At 64.4% G+C, this 14,972-nt stretch carries 16 protein-coding genes; 4 read left to right on the forward strand and 12 right to left on the reverse strand.

Annotated features, from left to right (window positions below; translation table 11 throughout):
- From GTP90_RS32095 to pgi, 7 genes are all read right to left on the reverse strand, one after another.
- On the reverse strand, positions 1-960 hold a 960-nt coding region (locus GTP90_RS32095), incomplete at its 3' end, for a M56 family metallopeptidase (protein ID WP_161087319.1).
- Between the two features lie 67 nt (positions 961-1,027).
- Positions 1,028-1,414, reverse strand: coding sequence for a hypothetical protein (locus GTP90_RS32100; RefSeq protein ID WP_161087320.1), 387 nt, complete (start codon positions 1,412-1,414; stop codon positions 1,028-1,030).
- Positions 1,398-1,892: a hypothetical protein gene (locus GTP90_RS32105; RefSeq protein ID WP_161087321.1), complete on the reverse strand. Its 495-nt coding sequence runs from the start codon at positions 1,890-1,892 to the stop codon at positions 1,398-1,400. Before GTP90_RS32105 ends, GTP90_RS32100 begins: the two co-directional genes overlap by 17 nt.
- A gap of 100 nt (positions 1,893-1,992) precedes the next feature.
- On the reverse strand, positions 1,993-2,847 hold the full coding sequence (locus GTP90_RS32110; RefSeq protein WP_161087322.1) for an SIS domain-containing protein: 855 nt from the start codon (positions 2,845-2,847) through the stop codon (positions 1,993-1,995).
- Entirely contained in the window at positions 2,848-4,320 is a 1,473-nt protein-coding gene (gene zwf, locus GTP90_RS32115; protein WP_161087323.1) for a glucose-6-phosphate dehydrogenase, read from the reverse strand. It lies immediately after the preceding gene.
- A gap of 112 nt (positions 4,321-4,432) precedes the next feature.
- Positions 4,433-5,329: an SMP-30/gluconolactonase/LRE family protein gene (locus GTP90_RS32120; RefSeq protein WP_161087324.1), complete on the reverse strand. Its 897-nt coding sequence runs from the start codon at positions 5,327-5,329 to the stop codon at positions 4,433-4,435.
- Positions 5,330-5,333: 4 nt separating this feature from the next.
- A complete protein-coding gene (gene pgi, locus GTP90_RS32125) occupies positions 5,334-6,983 on the reverse strand; it encodes a glucose-6-phosphate isomerase (RefSeq protein WP_161087325.1) in 1,650 nt (549 codons plus the stop codon).
- Between the two features lie 221 nt (positions 6,984-7,204).
- On the opposite strand from pgi, the gene edd reads away from it, so the two are divergent.
- Both edd and eda read left to right on the forward strand, forming a co-directional pair.
- Positions 7,205-9,127 carry a phosphogluconate dehydratase gene (gene edd / locus GTP90_RS32130; protein ID WP_161087326.1) on the forward strand — a complete coding sequence of 641 codons (1,923 nt, stop codon included), beginning with the start codon at positions 7,205-7,207 and terminating at the stop codon, positions 9,125-9,127.
- Between the two features lie 3 nt (positions 9,128-9,130).
- A complete protein-coding gene (eda, locus tag GTP90_RS32135; RefSeq protein ID WP_161087327.1) occupies positions 9,131-9,754 on the forward strand; it encodes a bifunctional 4-hydroxy-2-oxoglutarate aldolase/2-dehydro-3-deoxy-phosphogluconate aldolase in 624 nt (207 codons plus the stop codon).
- A gap of 16 nt (positions 9,755-9,770) precedes the next feature.
- On the opposite strand, the gene GTP90_RS32140 is transcribed toward eda, so the two are convergent.
- The 4 genes from GTP90_RS32140 to GTP90_RS32155 all read right to left on the reverse strand — a co-directional run bounded on the left by GTP90_RS32140 (position 9,771) and on the right by GTP90_RS32155 (position 12,110).
- Positions 9,771-9,983, reverse strand: coding sequence for a BrnA antitoxin family protein (locus tag GTP90_RS32140; protein ID WP_161087328.1), 213 nt, complete (start codon positions 9,981-9,983; stop codon positions 9,771-9,773).
- Positions 9,973-10,287: a transcriptional regulator gene (locus tag GTP90_RS32145; RefSeq protein WP_161087329.1), complete on the reverse strand. Its 315-nt coding sequence runs from the start codon at positions 10,285-10,287 to the stop codon at positions 9,973-9,975. Before GTP90_RS32145 ends, GTP90_RS32140 begins: the two co-directional genes overlap by 11 nt.
- Before the next feature lie 361 nt (positions 10,288-10,648).
- Positions 10,649-11,164: a hypothetical protein gene (locus GTP90_RS32150; protein WP_161087330.1), complete on the reverse strand. Its 516-nt coding sequence runs from the start codon at positions 11,162-11,164 to the stop codon at positions 10,649-10,651.
- Between the two features lie 46 nt (positions 11,165-11,210).
- The gene (locus GTP90_RS32155; RefSeq protein WP_161087331.1) at positions 11,211-12,110 is read right to left on the reverse strand and encodes a LysR family transcriptional regulator; all 900 of its coding nucleotides are present in this window, start codon (positions 12,108-12,110) and stop codon (positions 11,211-11,213) included.
- Between the two features lie 84 nt (positions 12,111-12,194).
- Here GTP90_RS32155 and GTP90_RS32160 point away from each other — a divergent pair, with 84 nt between their 5' ends.
- Positions 12,195-12,983 (forward strand): NAD(P)H-dependent oxidoreductase, encoded by a 789-nt coding sequence (locus tag GTP90_RS32160; RefSeq protein ID WP_161087332.1) that lies wholly within the window; start codon positions 12,195-12,197, stop codon positions 12,981-12,983.
- Here the strand turns inward: GTP90_RS32160 and GTP90_RS32165 are convergent.
- On the reverse strand, positions 12,980-14,410 hold the full coding sequence (locus tag GTP90_RS32165; protein WP_161087333.1) for a cytochrome P450: 1,431 nt from the start codon (positions 14,408-14,410) through the stop codon (positions 12,980-12,982). The two genes, GTP90_RS32160 and GTP90_RS32165, sit on opposite strands and share 4 nt — an antisense overlap.
- Positions 14,411-14,501: 91 nt before the next feature.
- On the opposite strand from GTP90_RS32165, the gene GTP90_RS32170 reads away from it, so the two are divergent.
- The coding region (locus tag GTP90_RS32170; protein WP_371875156.1) for a DUF6597 domain-containing transcriptional factor at positions 14,502-14,972 on the forward strand (471 nt) is incomplete at its 3' end.

Raw genomic sequence — 14,972 nt, forward strand, 5'->3', positions numbered from 1 at the left:
GCGCGCCCACGCGCTGCGCGGCAAGGCGGCCGGTTCTCGGATCAGGCCGATGCGTGCCGCCACCGTGCGCGCGCTGACGCCGCCGAAGGCCAGCGCGGCCTTGACCGGATGCGGCTGCAACCGCAGCTGCGCCACCAGCGCGGCCGCATACGCCTTGCGTTGAGAAGGTGGACGGTTGCGCAGCACATCGCGGTCACAACCGAGCTCTTGCGCCCATGCGAGGTTGTCGCGCAGCAGGCGCATGAAGGGATTGAACCACAACACCGTTTGCAGCACGACGCCGGCGCTCATCCATTGCAGGTCGTGGCGGCGCAGATGCGTGAGTTCGTGTTCGACGATCATCTGCTGTTGCAAAGGCTCGAAGCTGCGCAGATGGCGCGGCAACAACAGGCGCGGGCGGAACCAGCCGAACAGCATCGGCGAAATTGGCGCGTCGACTTCGATGATGGTGAGCTCAGGCGGCGGCGCGGCTGCGTCCAGGCCTTGATGCCGGCTGGTCAGGATCAGATGCTCGCCGGTGGCGGCCAGCCCGTTCAGTGTGCGGTGCGCTTGCAGCACGCGGCCTGTGGTGTAGGCCAGTCCCAGCAGGTAGAGCGACAGCCAGGCTTCCGCGCCGAAGGTCAGCCAGGCGCGGTAGTCCGTCGGCGCGGTGCTGCCAGTGGCCACGGCATCGGCCGGCGACGGCACGGCGGCGTGGCCTGGCGCGGCGGGAGCGGACAGCATGGTTTCGGGCAGTTCGATTGGTGGCAGCAGGCGCAGTCGCTCGCCATGCGGCAGCAGGAACGCAAGGAAGGTCGCGACGATCGTCACTTGGCCCAGCAGCCAGATGGAACGTTGCGCGGCGACCTGCGGCAGGTAGCGGCGGCAAGCGGCGGTCATTGCCCACACCACCAGGCCGGCGGCCATGCAGCCCAGGCTGGCGAGCAGAAAACGGAACATCAGAAGGGTGGAAATGAACATACGACGCCTTTACGCGACAGATGTCACGAATTATGTGACATCTGTCGCAAGGCGTCAAGAACGGCAATCAGGAGGTTGCATCCGCTTTCTCTGCGGCCGGCGATGCCTCGCCGATGATGTTCGATTTCCTGAGCTCATCCCTGATGCGCTCCAACCGTTGGGGGATGCCGAGCGCCTTGCGTCTGGCCCTCAGGTACAGGCCGTACAAAAAGTCATATTCCGGACACCCTTCGTCGACACGCCAGATGTCCAGCATTTTGCCGCTTTTTTCTGTGAGTGCGAACGTTACGTATGCCACCTTTCGTTCGAAGTCATTGCCTATATCGAGGACTAATTTGAAGCCAGCCACTTCGAATTCCAAACCAAATTGTTCCAATGTCCATCTGATGCGCTCGTCATCTGTGGCTTTTGAGAGCCCTTCAATAATTTCTTGGTACTCATCGGGAATTTCCATGATTGACTCCTTTCTCCGCAGCGACTGCTGCGAAAGTGCTGAACTGGGTGTGGAGCTGAGATATCTCGTGGAGCGAGGTTTCGCGTTCGCGACGATTGAGAGTTTTTACCATAGCTGCGTATTCCAATCTATCGTGTATCGCACACATGCTGTTGAACGCCTGCTGCCACGTTTCCGCGCTGGCTAACTGGTGCGCGGCGTCGGTCGCATGAAACCGGGCGACTAGTTCGCGGAGTTCAAATGCAGCGCTCGCGGCCGCTTTTACGTTTCCAGCTCGGAACAAACTGAAGAGATTGCGGGAGCGGCCACAAATTTCCTGGATGTCGGCGACTGCGTGAATTGCTCGCACCGCAGCGACGGCTTCCCTGGCAGCGGCCCTTGCCGCCTCGGCAGCCGTGCGCGCCTTGCCGATTTGCCACAGCGATAGCGCAAAGCCAGCGATGGAAACGACCAAGCCGCTGATGCCGATGAAGTCCATATTGAGAGAGAAGCTGGAGTGTGGAGCAACTTCCAGCGTATCGCGGCCTGGATGGCCGCGCTTTGCACAAGAGCAGACGTCGTGGACGTCCGCTTTTTTCTTAGCTGATGAAGGAATCGAACTGCAGGTCGAATTCCTGCAAGGCCTTCTGTGCGTTCTGCATTTTCTTGCGGAACTCGGGACCGCGTTGCAGTGCCAGGCCGACCGCCAGCACGTCGATCACCACCAGGTACGCCAGCCGCGCCGAGATCGGCGTGTACGGATCGATGTTGAAGATCAGGTCGATCGGGATCAGCACCGTCGCCAAATCCGCCAGCGGCGTGCCCGACGGCGCCAGCACGATCACGTCGGCGCCGCCGCGGCGCGCCAGCTTGATCGAGCGCACCAGCGACGGGCTATTGCCGCGCTGCGAAATGGCCACCACCGCGTCACCCGCGCGCAGCAACGCGGCGGCGATGCTGTGGATGTGCGGGTCGGCATACGCCACCGTCGGCACGCCGGAGCGGAAGAACTTGTGCTGCGCGTCCGCCGCCACGATGCCCGACGTCCCCTGGCCGTAGAACTCGATCTTGTTGGCCTTGGACAGGATGTCCAGCGCTTTCTGGATCGCTTCGGGGTCGAGGTTGTTGCGCAGGTCCAGCAGGGTGTTGATCGAGCGGCTGCAAATCTTGTTGACCAGGTCGGCCGCGAGGTCGTCCTGGGTCGGCTGTTCGTTCAGGCCGGGCAGGGCCAGCGCCAGGCCTTGCGCCAGCTTGAGCTTGAACTCGTGCCAGCCGTCGTAACCCAGCGTGCGGCAGAAACGCACCACGGTCGGCTCCGACACCTGCGCGCTCTTGGCGAGCGCGGTGATGTTCTGGCTGACCGTCTGGCCCGGATGATCAAGCACGGCCAGCGCGACCTTGCGCTCCGATTTGGAGAGCGAGTCGAGCTGGGTGCGGATGGAATCTAACAGCATTTAGTCCTCAGGAAGCGCTTCTTCGCGCCATTGCAGGCCGTCGCGGCCGATCAGGGCCGACGCGGCGGCCGGGCCCCAGGTGCCGGAGGCGTAAGGAATCGGGAAGCTGTCGTCGGCCTCCCAGTTGTTCAGGATAGGCTCGACCCATTCCCACGCCGCTTCCAGTTCGTCGCCGCGCATGAACAGGGTCAGCTGGCCGCGCAGCACGTCGAGCAGCAGGCGCTCGTAGGCGTCCATGCGCGGCGATTTGAACGATTCGCGGAAGTCCAGTTCCAGCTCGGCCTGCTTGAGGCGCATGCCGTCGCCGGGCGTCTTGGCCATCAGGTTCATGCGCAGGCCTTCGTCCGGCTGCAAGCGGATCACCAGCGAATTCGGCTGGAAGCTGTTGGTCGGCTGCGCGAAGATCGAATGCGGGATCTGCTTGAAGCGCACCACGATCTCGGCCAGGCCGTCGGCCATGCGCTTGCCGGTGCGCAGGTAGAACGGCACGCCGGCCCAGCGCCAGGTGTCGATTTCCGCCTTCATCGCCACGAAGGTCTCGGTGCGCGAATGTTCCGGCGCATCCGGCTCGTCGCGGTAGCTCGGCACGGCCTTGCCGTCCACGTGGCCGGCACGGTACTGCCCGCGCACGATGTTCTGCGCCAGCGTGGTCGGCGTGAATTTTTTCAGCGAACGCAACACCTGCAGCTTGGCGTCGCGCACGGCGTCCGGCGCGATCGAGGTCGGCGGCTCCATGGCCACGATGCACAGCAATTGCAGCAGGTGGTTCTGCAGCATGTCGCGCAGCGCGCCCGAGGTGTCGTAGTAGCCCATGCGGTTGCCCACGCCCAGCTTCTCGGCGATGGTGATCTGCACGTCGGAGATCCACTCGCGGCGCCACAGCGGCTCGAACAGGATGTTACCGAAGCGCAGGGCCAGCAGGTTCTGCACGGTCTCCTTGCCCAGGTAGTGGTCGATACGGTAGATCTGCGATTCCTCGAACACCTGGCCCACTTCGGCGTTGATCTGCTTGGCCGAGGCCAGGTCGCGGCCCAGCGGTTTTTCCAGCACCACGCGCGAGTTCTTGGTCACCAGGCCGTTGGCCTTGAGGTTCTCGCAGATCTGCGAGAAGATCGCCGGCGGCGTCGCCAGGTAGTAGACCTTGGTGATGGCGTCGTCCTTGCGCAGCGCCTCGACCAGCGAGCTGTAGCTGCCGGAGTCGGTGGCGTTGAGCGACACGTAGACGATGCGCGCGGTGAACTTGGCCCAGGCGGCCGGCGTGACGGCCGGCGACTTGATGTGCGGTTTGGACGTGGTCTCTACGGTGTGCAGGAAGTCTTGCTGGCTGGCGTCGGCGCGGCCGACGCAGATGATGCGGGCGGTGGCGGGCAAGTCGTTGGCGACGTCGCGGGCGTACATCGCGGGCAGCAATTTGCGCATCGCCAGATCGCCGCTGCCGCCAAACAGAACCAGGTCAAAATCGGTAAGAGCCATAATTATTCGCAGTATGTAGAGTGCTGAAAGTGGGATGTAACTGTAAATTTACTACACGATTTGTTGTATTGCAAGAAAATTTACTACAAATGCTGCGGATGCAACATATAGTTTATTCGATATAGGCCGGCTCCGTGCGGCCGGCCACGTCGACGCGGATGGACAGCAGCTTGCCGCTGAGCGGGTACTGGGCCAATTCCGGCGCCGGCCGCGCGCCCGCGCTGGTGACGTACAGCGTGCGCAGGTCGGCGCCGCCGAAGGCCATCATGGTCGGGCAGCGCACCGGCAGCGCGATCTCGCCGATCAACTCGCCGTCGGGCGAAAGCTTGACCAGGCGCGCGCCTTCGAACATCGCGACCCAGTAATTGCCTTCGCTGTCGACCGCCGCGCCGTCGGGACGGCCGCCGTAGTTGTTTTCCTTGTCCATCGAGAACTGGTGCAGCAGACGCTGGTTGGAGGCCTTGCCGCTGGCGACGTCGAAGTCCAGCTTCGTGACGCGGTGGGCGCTGGTGTCGGCGTGGTACATGGCGCTGTAGTCCGGGCTGAAACCCAGGCCGTTCGAGTTGGTCATGCCGCCCGACCAGGCCTTGCGGATCGTGCCTCGCTCCAGCACGAACATCTCGGCGGCCGGCTTGTCGCGCGGCTCGTAGATGGTGCCGACCCAGAAGCGTCCGGCGCCGTCGACGTGGCCGTCGTTGAAGCGGGTGATGGCGGTGTCGTAGGGCGCGGCGGCGATTTCGGTCAGGCGCACCTCGTCGCTGCTGGTGTCCAGGTGCGCGAAGCCGCTGCGCATGGCGACCACCAGGCCGCCCTGGTCGCTGACGGCCAGCGTGGCCGGCTCGCTGGACAGCTTCCACGAGCGGTGCGCGCCGCTGGCGGGATCGAGGCGGTGCACGGTGAAGGCGGGAATGTCGACCCAGTACAGCGCCTGCTCCTGCGCGTGCCACAGCGGGCACTCGCCGGTTTGCATGACGGCGTCGTAGGCGATTTCGATCTGTGGTGTGCTCATGGTCTTAGATGTGCTGTGCGGCCTTGGCCATGATGATCAGGCCATTGGTCGAGCTGTCGTGGCGTTCCGGCTTGATGTCGCCGGTCAGCTCGGCGTGGATGTTCTTCGCGAGGACTTTGCCCAGCTCCACGCCCCATTGGTCGAAGCTGTTGACGTCCCAGATCACGCCCTGCACGAAGGTCTTGTGCTCGTAAAGCGCGATCAGCGCGCCCAGCGTGGACGGCGTCAGCTGGTCCATCAAAATGGTGTTGGATGGACGGTTGCCGGGGAAGGTCTTGTGCGGCACCAGTTCGTCGATTTCGGCCTCGCTCAGTTTTTGCGCGGTCAGGTCGGCGCGCACTTCGGCGGCGGTCTTGCCGGTCATGAAGGCTTCCGACTGTGCGAAGCAGTTGGCCAGCAGCGAGTCGTGATGTCCCGCCAGGTCGTGCGTGGCGCGCAGCGCGGCGATGAAATCGATCGGCGTGACGTCGGTACCCTGGTGCAGCAGCTGGAAGTAGGCGTGTTGCGCATTGGTGCCGCACTCGCCCCACACCACCGGGCAGGTGGGCGTGTCGACTTCGGCGCCGCCGCGTGTGACGCGCTTGCCGTTGCTCTCCATGTCCAGCTGTTGCAGGTAGGCCGGGAAGCGGCTCAGGTCCTGGTGGTACGGCGCGATCGACAGCGAGCCGGCGTTGAGGAACTGGCGGTTCCAGAAGCCGACCATCGCCAGCAGCACCGGCATGTTCTGCTCCAGCGGCGCCTCGCGGAAGTGTTCGTCCATCGCGTGCGCGCCGCCGAGGAAGTCGCTGAAGTAGCCGAAGCCCACCGCCAGCGCCACCGCCAGGCCGATCGCCGACCACACCGAATAACGGCCGCCGACCCAGTCCCAGAACGGGAACATATTGGCCGGGTCGATGCCGAAGGCTTTCACCGCCTCGATGTTGGTGGAGACGGCGACGAAGTGGCGCGCCAGGTCTTCTTCCTTGGCCGTTTGCAGGAACCAGTTGCGGGCGGTGCCGGCGTTGAGCATGGTCTCGGCGGTGACGAAGGTCTTGGAGGCGATGATGAACAGCGTGGTCTCGGGATTGACCTGCGCCAGCGCGGCGTCCATGTCATGGCCGTCGACGTTGGAGACGAAGTGCATCTTCAGGCGCGGATGGGCGTACGAGCGCAGTGCCAGCACGGCCATCTTCGGGCCCAGGTCCGAGCCGCCGATGCCGATGTTGACGACGTCGGTGATCGGCTTGCCGGTGTGGCCCAGCCACGCGCCGCTGCGTACGCGGTCGGTGAACGCCTTGATCTGGTCCAGCACCGCGTGCACGTCGCGGGCGATGTCCTGGCCGTCCACGGTCAGCGCCTTGCCGCGCGGCATACGCAGGGCCGTGTGCAGCACCGCGCGATGTTCGGTAAGATTAATCTTCTCGCCGTTCAGCATGGCGTCGCGCTGGCGCTCCACGCCGCGTTCGCGGGCCAGGTCCAGCAGCAGGCCGATGGTCTTGGCATCCAGGCGGTTCTTCGAATAATCGAGGAACAGGCCGGCCGCGTCCACCGTCAGTTTGGGGAAGCGCTGCGCGTCGGCGGCGAACAGCTGGCGCATTTGCCAGTTCTTCGCGTCGGCGGCGTGGGATTCAAGGGCTTGGAAGCTGGGCGTGGAGGTCAGTGCTGGCTGGCGCATAATCGTTGGGCGTCGTTAAGTCTGAGGGAGGGGATGCGTGAATGATACAGGAAAATCAGGTAAATTCACTACGGTTCCGTGAAAACTCTGCCCCTAAGGGCGTTGCGCCCTGGGGCGATAGCTCATTTCCATGTGCCTGGCAACGCGCCGGGATAAGAAAAGTAGGCTGAATCCGAAATTTTGTAGTAAAATTTCACGGAATTCATTCATAAGGAACGATCATGGCGTTGCATCCAGTCCTAGAAACCGTCACCGCACGCATCATCCAGCGCAGCAAGCCGTCGCGCGGCGCGTACCTGGCCCATCTTGAAGCGGCCCGCGTCAAAGGCGTCCAGCGCGGCGCGCTCGCTTGTACCAACCTGGCGCACGGCTTCGCCGCCTTCCCCGCCAACGACAAGCTGTCGCTCAAGGAACTCAAGAAGCCATCGGTGGCGATCGTCTCGGCCTATAACGACATGCTGTCGGCCCACCAGCCGTTCGAAGGCTTCCCGGCGCTGATCAAGGACGCGGTGCGCGATGTCGGCGCGGTCGCCCAGTTCGCCGGCGGCACGCCCGCCATGTGCGACGGCGTCACGCAAGGCCAGCCGGGCATGGAGCTGTCGCTGTTCTCGCGCGACGCCATCGCCATGGCCACCGCGGTCGCGCTGTCGCACAATATGTTCGACTCCGCCGTCTACCTGGGCGTGTGCGACAAGATTGTACCCGGCCTGCTGATCGGCGCGCTGCACTTCGGTCATCTGCCTGCGGTGTTCGTGCCGGCCGGCCCGATGACCACCGGCCTGTCGAACTCCGAGAAAGCCAAGATCCGCCAGCTGTACGCGCAGGGCAAGGTTGGCCGCGCCGAACTGCTGGAAGGCGAATCGCAGTCCTACCACAGCGCCGGCACCTGCACCTTCTACGGCACCGCCAACAGCAACCAGATGCTGATGGAGGTCATGGGCCTGCACCTGCCGGGCGCCGCCTTCATCACCCCGAACACCCCGCTGCGCGACGAGCTGACCAAGGCCGCCGCGCGCCGCGCCGCCGTCATCACCGCGCAATCAAAGGAATACCTGCCGGTCGGCCATGTGGTCGATGAGAAGTCCATCGTCAACGCCATCGTCGCGCTGCTCACCACCGGCGGCTCGACCAACCACACGCTGCACCTGGTGGCCATCGCCAAGGCGGCCGGTATCGTCATCGACTGGAACGACTTCGACGAATTGTCGAAAGTGGTGCCGCTGCTGACGCGCATCTACCCGAACGGCAACGCCGACGTGAATCACTTCCACGCCGCCGGCGGCACCGGCTTCGTCATCCGCGAACTGCTGGACGGCGGCCTGCTGCACGACGACGTCACCACCATCCTGGGCAAGGGCCTGCGCGCGCACTGCGCCGAGCCGTTCCTGGGCGAGGGCGGCAAGGGCGTGGTCTGGAAGGACGCGCCGACCGAGTCGGGCGACGAGGCGGTGCTGCGCAAGATCACCTCGCCGTTCTCGCCGGACGGCGGCACCGTGCTGGTACAGGGTAACCTGGGCCGCGCCGTGATGAAGGTATCGGCAGTCAAGCCGGAACACCAGACGGTGGAAGCGCCGGCGCTGACCTTCAATTCGCAGGAAGACTTCATGGACGCCTACAAGGCCGGCCAGCTTGACCGCGACTTCGTCGCCGTGCTGCGCTTCCAGGGCCCGCGCGCCAACGGCATGCCGGAACTGCACGCGCTGACGCCGGCGCTGGCCAACCTGCAGGACGCCGGCCGCCACGTGGCGCTGGTCACCGATGGCCGCATGTCGGGCGCGTCGGGCAAGGTGCCGGCGGCGATCCATGTGTCGCCTGAAATCCTGGCCGGCGGTCCGCTGGGCCTCGTGCGCGACGGCGACATCATCCGCGTCTGCGCCCGTACCGGCACGCTGGAGGCACTGGTCGAATCGAGCGTGTGGCATTCGCGCTCGCTGGCCACGGCCGACCTGACGCCGAACGGCGTGGGCATGGGCCGCGAACTGTTCGCCATGTTCCGCAACAGCGTGTGCGAAGCGGAGAAGGGCGCGACCACCTTCGCGCTGCCATCGCCTATTCCCACCACGGTGGGCCTGCATGACAAAGACCCGGTCGGCAACACTGTGCCGGGTTCCGATGAAGATTTCTCGATGAAGAAAGAAGCGTAAATCATGACCATGACTCTGCTCGACATTATGCGTACCTCGGCCGTGATCCCTGTGATCGCGATTGACGAACCTGAACATGCGGTCCCGCTGGCGCGCGCGCTGGTGGCCGGCGGCATCCGCGTGCTGGAGGTGACGTTGCGCACCAAGCACGGCCTGGGCGCGATCAAGGCCATGTCGGAAGTGGAAGGCGCCATCGTCGGCGTCGGCACCTTGACGCAGCCGGAGGAGTTTGCGGCCGCGCGTGATGCGGGTGCGGTGTTCGGCGTGTCGCCGGGCTTGACGTCGGCGCTGATCGCCGCCGCCAAGAGCAGCGGCCTGCCGTTGCTGCCGGGTGTGATGACGCCGTCGGAAGTGATGGCGGCGCGTGAGCATGGCTTCCGCCAGTTGAAGCTGTTCCCGGCGGTGCCGGCTGGCGGCATCGGCATGCTGAACGCGATTGGCGGTCCGCTGCCGGACGTGATGTTCTGCCCGACCGGCGGCATCTCGCAAGAGACCGCGTCGCAGTTCCTGGCGTTGAAGAACGTCGCCTGCGTGGGCGGCTCGTGGCTGACGCCGAAAGACGCCATCGCCGCCGGCGACTGGGATCGGATCACCGACCTGGCCAAGGCGGCCAGCGGATTGCGGTAAGTTGAAACAACGGCGCCTAGGGCGCCGTTTTACTGAGCAAGTCGCTCATGCGTTGCTGCCACCCGGGTCCGGTGGCTTTCCAGCGCTCGATCACCTCAACCGGGAGGCGCAGCGACACTTCTTCCGCCGCAGGCGTTTCCACCTGCGTCAACCGCGCTGCCTGGCCGGAGCGCATCTGCTTTACCGATTCCAGCAAATCGCGTTGGAAGTCTTCTTTCTCAGGTGGCATCTTCAATTCCTTCTCTCAATTTAGCCAGAAACGTTGTCGGGAGCTTGTCGAATTTTGACTTCGCGTAGACGATCAGGAGCCAGATAACTTCATTTGCGGTACAAAAATAAATTATTCTTGCACCGCCTCGTTTGCCTTTCCCCCGCGTTGACCAGCGTACTTTTTGGCAGCCACCGCTGCCGGGAATAACATCACCAGCATCCGGATGATTGGCGATCCATGAAATGAATTCCATGCGTTCGTCTTCGCTCCAGATGTCAGCGGCGTAGCGGACGAAAACAGGTGTTTCAACCACGGTACGCATGATGAAATTCTACGCCGAACAGCGAGGATGCGGAAGAAACTGCGTTCGTCATCATGGACTCCTGAGAGAGAGAGTCTTATGAGCTTATCGCGGCGAAGAGCTGAGGATTTTGATCCTTTCGGACCTCAAGGCTCCTTGACCTTAGCGATATCCCCGCAGGCAACGGCGAGACTGCTGTAGGGAAGGGGTACCGCGCTCGTTGTGGCATTCATTCGATTTTCCCCACTATTTTTTCGGCTCTCCCATATTTGGCCCGGCAAATCCGGAAATAGCCTAATGCTTGAAAAAATCGAAGAAAATAGAAGAGAAAATCGGGGTTTTGCTAGAAGGAGCGCGGAGGAGCACCCCGTGTGCATACCCGTCAGCGGTTTGGATTCAGGCAGAACAGTCCGGCCTTCGTGGCGAGTTCCAGCACTGGTGCGGCTTGTTCCTTGTTTTTGAAATACAGGATGTTGGTGTCGTCCCAGCCCGCCGCGTAGATGCAGCCCAGTTCCGGCAGGATGATGAATTGCGATGGCACGCCGTAGTCGTTGAAGCGCGACTGGCGCAGGAAACCTTCGCGGTCGGTGTAGCGCTTCAACGCCAGCTTGGCCTTGGCCGGCCAGCGGCCGCGATAACGCAGCGTGTAGACCGGCGTCAGGTCGAATAACGCCGCCCAGTGCTGCTCGAATTTCTTGTTGCGCTGTACGCGTTCCTGGCCTTCGAAGCAGTCCAGCAAATGCCATTCGCTCTCGTCGTCGAGCCAGTGGTCGAACACGGAGATCGCCACGCGCTCCATACCGCCGTCCGAGTCCAGCTCCCTGATTTGCTTCAATTGCGGAAACTGCCGGTGAATTTCGGCAGCGACGTTCGCGTCAACGCGAGACAGCATCTTCATATACATCCTTCATTGGTGACCAAGCCTTCAGCGCCGAAGTATATACTCAAGCCACCGCGCTGGCGATGTACTCGCGCAGCCATTGATGCGCCGGGTCGCGATGCGAGCGCTCGTGCCACAACATGGCCATCTCATAACCCGGCACCTCGACCGGCGGCGCGACGCAGCGCAGCGCGGGATGGTTCTTCACCAGCCGCTCCGGCAACATCGCGACCATATCGGTACTCGCCAGCGCCGAGATCACAAACAGAAAGTGCGGCACCGACAGCGCCACCCGCCGTGGCGGCAAGCCCGCCGCCGCCAGCGCCCGGTCCGTGCCGCCGCTGAAGCCACCGCCGTCGGGCGATACGATGACATGCTCCATGGCGCAGAACTGCGCCAGCGTCGGCCGCCGTTTCAGGCGCGGATGGCCGCTGCGTCCCGTCAGCACGTAACGCTCCCGGAACAGCAGCCGATGGCGCATGCCCGGCGGCGCTTCCTCGCTGGTGTGGAAGGCCAGGTCGATCTCGCCCGATTCCGCCTGCCTGGCGATGCGTGGCGGAGTCAGTTCCAGCACCGCCAGCCGCGTTCCCGGCGCCGCTGCGCGCAAGCCCGCCAGCGCTGGCAGCAGGATGGTCGATTCGCCGTAGTCGCTGGCCGCCACGCGCCACGTCTGATTCGCCTCGCGCGGATCGAACGGACTGGCTGGCGACACCGCGCGGCCCAGCGCTTCCAGCGCCAGCCGCAAGGGCTCGCGCAGTTGTTCGGCGCGCGCGGTGGGCCGCATGCCGCGCGGCCCGGGCAGCAGCAGCGGATCGCCGAAGATGTCGCGCAGCTTCGACAGGTGCACGCTGATGGATGGCTGCGAAAAGTTCAAACGCTCCGCCGCCCGTGTCACGTTGTGCTCCGAGAGCAGCACGTCCAGCGTCACCAGCAGGTTGAGGTCCAGACGACGGAGATTATTCATGGCTATACCTGGAATATTGGAAATTCATTTTCAATATACCTGATCCGCTCCTATGCTGGTGTTTTCCAGCCAAGGAGTAGCGTGATGAATGTTCTGATTGTGTATGCCCATCCCGAGCCGAAGTCGTTGAACGGCGCGTTGAAGGACTTTGCGGTGCGGCGTCTTGAAGCGGCGGGCCACGCCGTCCAGGTATCCGACCTGTATGCGATGCAATGGAAGGCGCTGGTCGATGCCGGCGATGTCGTCGGCGGCCCGGTGGGCGACCGTTTCGATCCGGTGGGCGATTCCCGGCGCGCCTACGCCAACGATCTGCAAAGCGCCGATATCGCCCGCGAGCAGGACAAGCTGCGCTGGGCCGATACCGTCATCTTCCAGTTCCCGATGTGGTGGTTCTCCATGCCGGCCATTATGAAAGGCTGGGTCGAACGGGTCTATGCCTTTGGCTTCGGCTACGGCGTCGGTGAGCATTCGGATGTGCGCTGGGGAGACCGCTACGGCGAGGGCACGCTGGCCGGCAAGCGCGCCATGCTGGTGGTCACGGCGGGCGGATGGGCGTCGCACTACGGCCCGCGCGGCGTCAACGGTGCCATCGACGACCTGCTGTTCCCCATTCAGCATGGCATCCTGTACTACCCCGGCTTCGATGTGCTGCCGCCGCTGGTGGTCTATCGCGCCGAGCGCATGGACGACGCCCGGTTCTCCGCCGTGTGCGAAGAATTCGCAGAGCGGCTCGACACGCTGGCGCAAACCGCGCCGATACCGTTCCGTCCTCAAAACGGCGGCGACTACGACATCCCCGCCATGACGTTGAAAGCCGGTGTGGCGCCGGGGCTGTCTGGCTTTGCCGCCCATCTGGATGTGGCGGATGCCTAGCTCACACGGTTCCGCAGTTGCATGCGCAGGCCTACCGGCGACATCGTGAAGGCCATCAGCTCGTCCGGCTCCTTGCCGTCCACCGTGTCGAGCGAGGCGATGTCGAAGCTGTTGAGCAGCATGGCGCCGGCCAGCTTGATCTCCAGCAGCGCCAGATAGCGCCCGGGGCAGGTGCGCACGCCGGAGCCGAACGGCATCGACACATGCTTGTTCATCGCGCCGTCGCCTTTTTGCAGCCAGCGTTCCGGATCGAACTGGCCGGCCTGCGGCACGTGGTCTTCGCTGATGCTGTCATGCCGCATCACGCACCATACCAGGCCGCCCTTGGGGATGCGGACGCCGCCGATCACGCTGTCGCGCAAGGCCTCCAGCGGCAGGAACGGCGCCACAGGCTTCAGGCGCATGGCTTCCTGCGCGCAGGCGTCCAGATAGTCCAGCGCATCCATCTGCTCGATGCTGAACGCCGCCGTGTCGGGCGCGACGCGCTGCACTTCCTCGCGCGCCTTGCGCAGCGCGGCCGGATTCTTTTGCAGCAGGTACAGCATCCACGCCAGCGTGTTGCTGGTGGTGTCCTCGCCGGCCAGCAGCAGCGTGGTGACGTTGCCCGCCACGGTGATGTCGTTGACGCCGCTGTCGCCCTCGTCGGCCGCGCAGATCATCGCCTCCAGCAGATTGGCGGGATGCCCGCGCCGGTGCGGCTCGGCCGCCAGGCGGGCGCGCGCGGTGGCGATCAGCTGGTCGACCGCCTTGTCCAGCTGCCGCACGCTCTCGTCGAGCCGGCGGTCGCGCGGCAGCTTCACGTAGCGCCAGTACGGGAACAGCGCGAACGAGCGGCGCGACACCTCGGGCAGGATGGCGTCCATGTGGCGCTGGATCACATCCTCGCCGCCATCGATGGTGTTGACGTCGGTGCCGAAGGCCAGGCCGGCGATCACGTCGACGCTGAAGCGTTTCAGGTCCTCGGTCAGGTCGATGGCGCTGCCGTCGCGCGCGGCCTGGCGCCAGCGCCGCTGCAACCGCAGGCCGACCTTCACCAGCGAAGGGAAGTAGGCCTTCACCGCGTGCGGCGCCAGCGCGGTCATCACCATGCGGCGCTCGTTGCGCCACGCCGCGCCTTCGGCCAGGAACAGGCCTGGACGGCCGCCCATTTCATTCGACACCTCGGCCGTGATGGACGGGCGGCGGAAGCCGTCCGGGCGGTCGCGCAGCGCGGCGTTGACCAGCTCATGGCCGGCCAGCACCACCATCGGCACGTTGCCGATGTTGATCCTGAACACGGGGCCGTACCGCTTGCTCCATTTCTCGACATCGCGATGGATGCTATCGAGCCGCATGTTCGGCAGGTTGCCCAGCAGCGGCCAGGGACGTGGTCCCGGCAGGTTCTCGACGGTGCGCAGGGTGGGGGCGGCGGTGATGGCGTGTTCCATGTCAGCTTCCTTCAGTGATGATGCCTCACTATGCCGTGCCGCCGCCGGCCCGTATTGAACGTTTGCGACAGCTTTGGTATAAACTTTGCAAATGTCCGACACCGAACCAGCCCTGACGCGCTTGATCGTGCCGCCCTTCGCGCTGGCCTCCTGCGTGCGCGCCCTCATCACACGCAGCACGGTGGAGCGGCCGCTGACCGATCCGGCCGACCGCTTCAATCACTTCCCCGCCACGCCGCATTGCTCGATCACCTGGTTCATCGAGGGCGAGGCCGAGGTGGTGCAACCGCCGGGGATGCCGAAGACCGAAATGCCCGCCGTGTTCGTCGGCCCGCAGACGCGGCCCATGGCCACCTACAATCCGGGGCCGGTGCGGATATTGATGGTGATGTTTTATCCGCAGGCCATGCACGCGTTGAGCGGCCTGGACGTGCCGGCCTGGGTCAACCGCTGGGACGCGGTCGACCGCGTGCTGGGGCCGGAGTGGCGGGCGATGTCCGACGCGGTGCTGGCCGCGCCCGACGATGCGGCGCGGCTGGCGGTGCTGGAGGCGTTCCTGGCG

Origin of the sequence: Duganella vulcania (genome assembly GCF_009857655.1) — a bacterium.
GTDB lineage: Bacteria > Pseudomonadota > Gammaproteobacteria > Burkholderiales > Burkholderiaceae_D > Rugamonas > Rugamonas vulcania.

Coding starts and splice junctions, on each gene's coding strand:
- GTP90_RS32110 (WP_161087322.1), bottom strand. CDS start 2,847: ATGCTGTTAGATTCCATCCGCACCCAGCTCGACTCGCTCTCCAAATCG.
- GTP90_RS32100 (WP_161087320.1), bottom strand. CDS start 1,414: ATGGAAATTCCCGATGAGTACCAAGAAATTATTGAAGGGCTCTCAAAA.
- GTP90_RS32145 (WP_161087329.1), bottom strand. CDS start 10,287: ATGCGTACCGTGGTTGAAACACCTGTTTTCGTCCGCTACGCCGCTGAC.
- GTP90_RS32160 (WP_161087332.1), top strand. CDS start 12,195: ATGAATGTTCTGATTGTGTATGCCCATCCCGAGCCGAAGTCGTTGAAC.
- GTP90_RS32120 (WP_161087324.1), bottom strand. CDS start 5,329: ATGAGCACACCACAGATCGAAATCGCCTACGACGCCGTCATGCAAACC.
- GTP90_RS32165 (WP_161087333.1), bottom strand. CDS start 14,410: ATGGAACACGCCATCACCGCCGCCCCCACCCTGCGCACCGTCGAGAAC.
- GTP90_RS32155 (WP_161087331.1), bottom strand. CDS start 12,110: ATGAATAATCTCCGTCGTCTGGACCTCAACCTGCTGGTGACGCTGGAC.
- GTP90_RS32140 (WP_161087328.1), bottom strand. CDS start 9,983: ATGCCACCTGAGAAAGAAGACTTCCAACGCGATTTGCTGGAATCGGTA.
- pgi (WP_161087325.1), bottom strand. CDS start 6,983: ATGCGCCAGCCAGCACTGACCTCCACGCCCAGCTTCCAAGCCCTTGAA.
- edd (WP_161087326.1), top strand. CDS start 7,205: ATGGCGTTGCATCCAGTCCTAGAAACCGTCACCGCACGCATCATCCAG.
- zwf (WP_161087323.1), bottom strand. CDS start 4,320: ATGGCTCTTACCGATTTTGACCTGGTTCTGTTTGGCGGCAGCGGCGAT.
- GTP90_RS32150 (WP_161087330.1), bottom strand. CDS start 11,164: ATGAAGATGCTGTCTCGCGTTGACGCGAACGTCGCTGCCGAAATTCAC.
- GTP90_RS32105 (WP_161087321.1), bottom strand. CDS start 1,892: ATGGACTTCATCGGCATCAGCGGCTTGGTCGTTTCCATCGCTGGCTTT.
- eda (WP_161087327.1), top strand. CDS start 9,131: ATGACCATGACTCTGCTCGACATTATGCGTACCTCGGCCGTGATCCCT.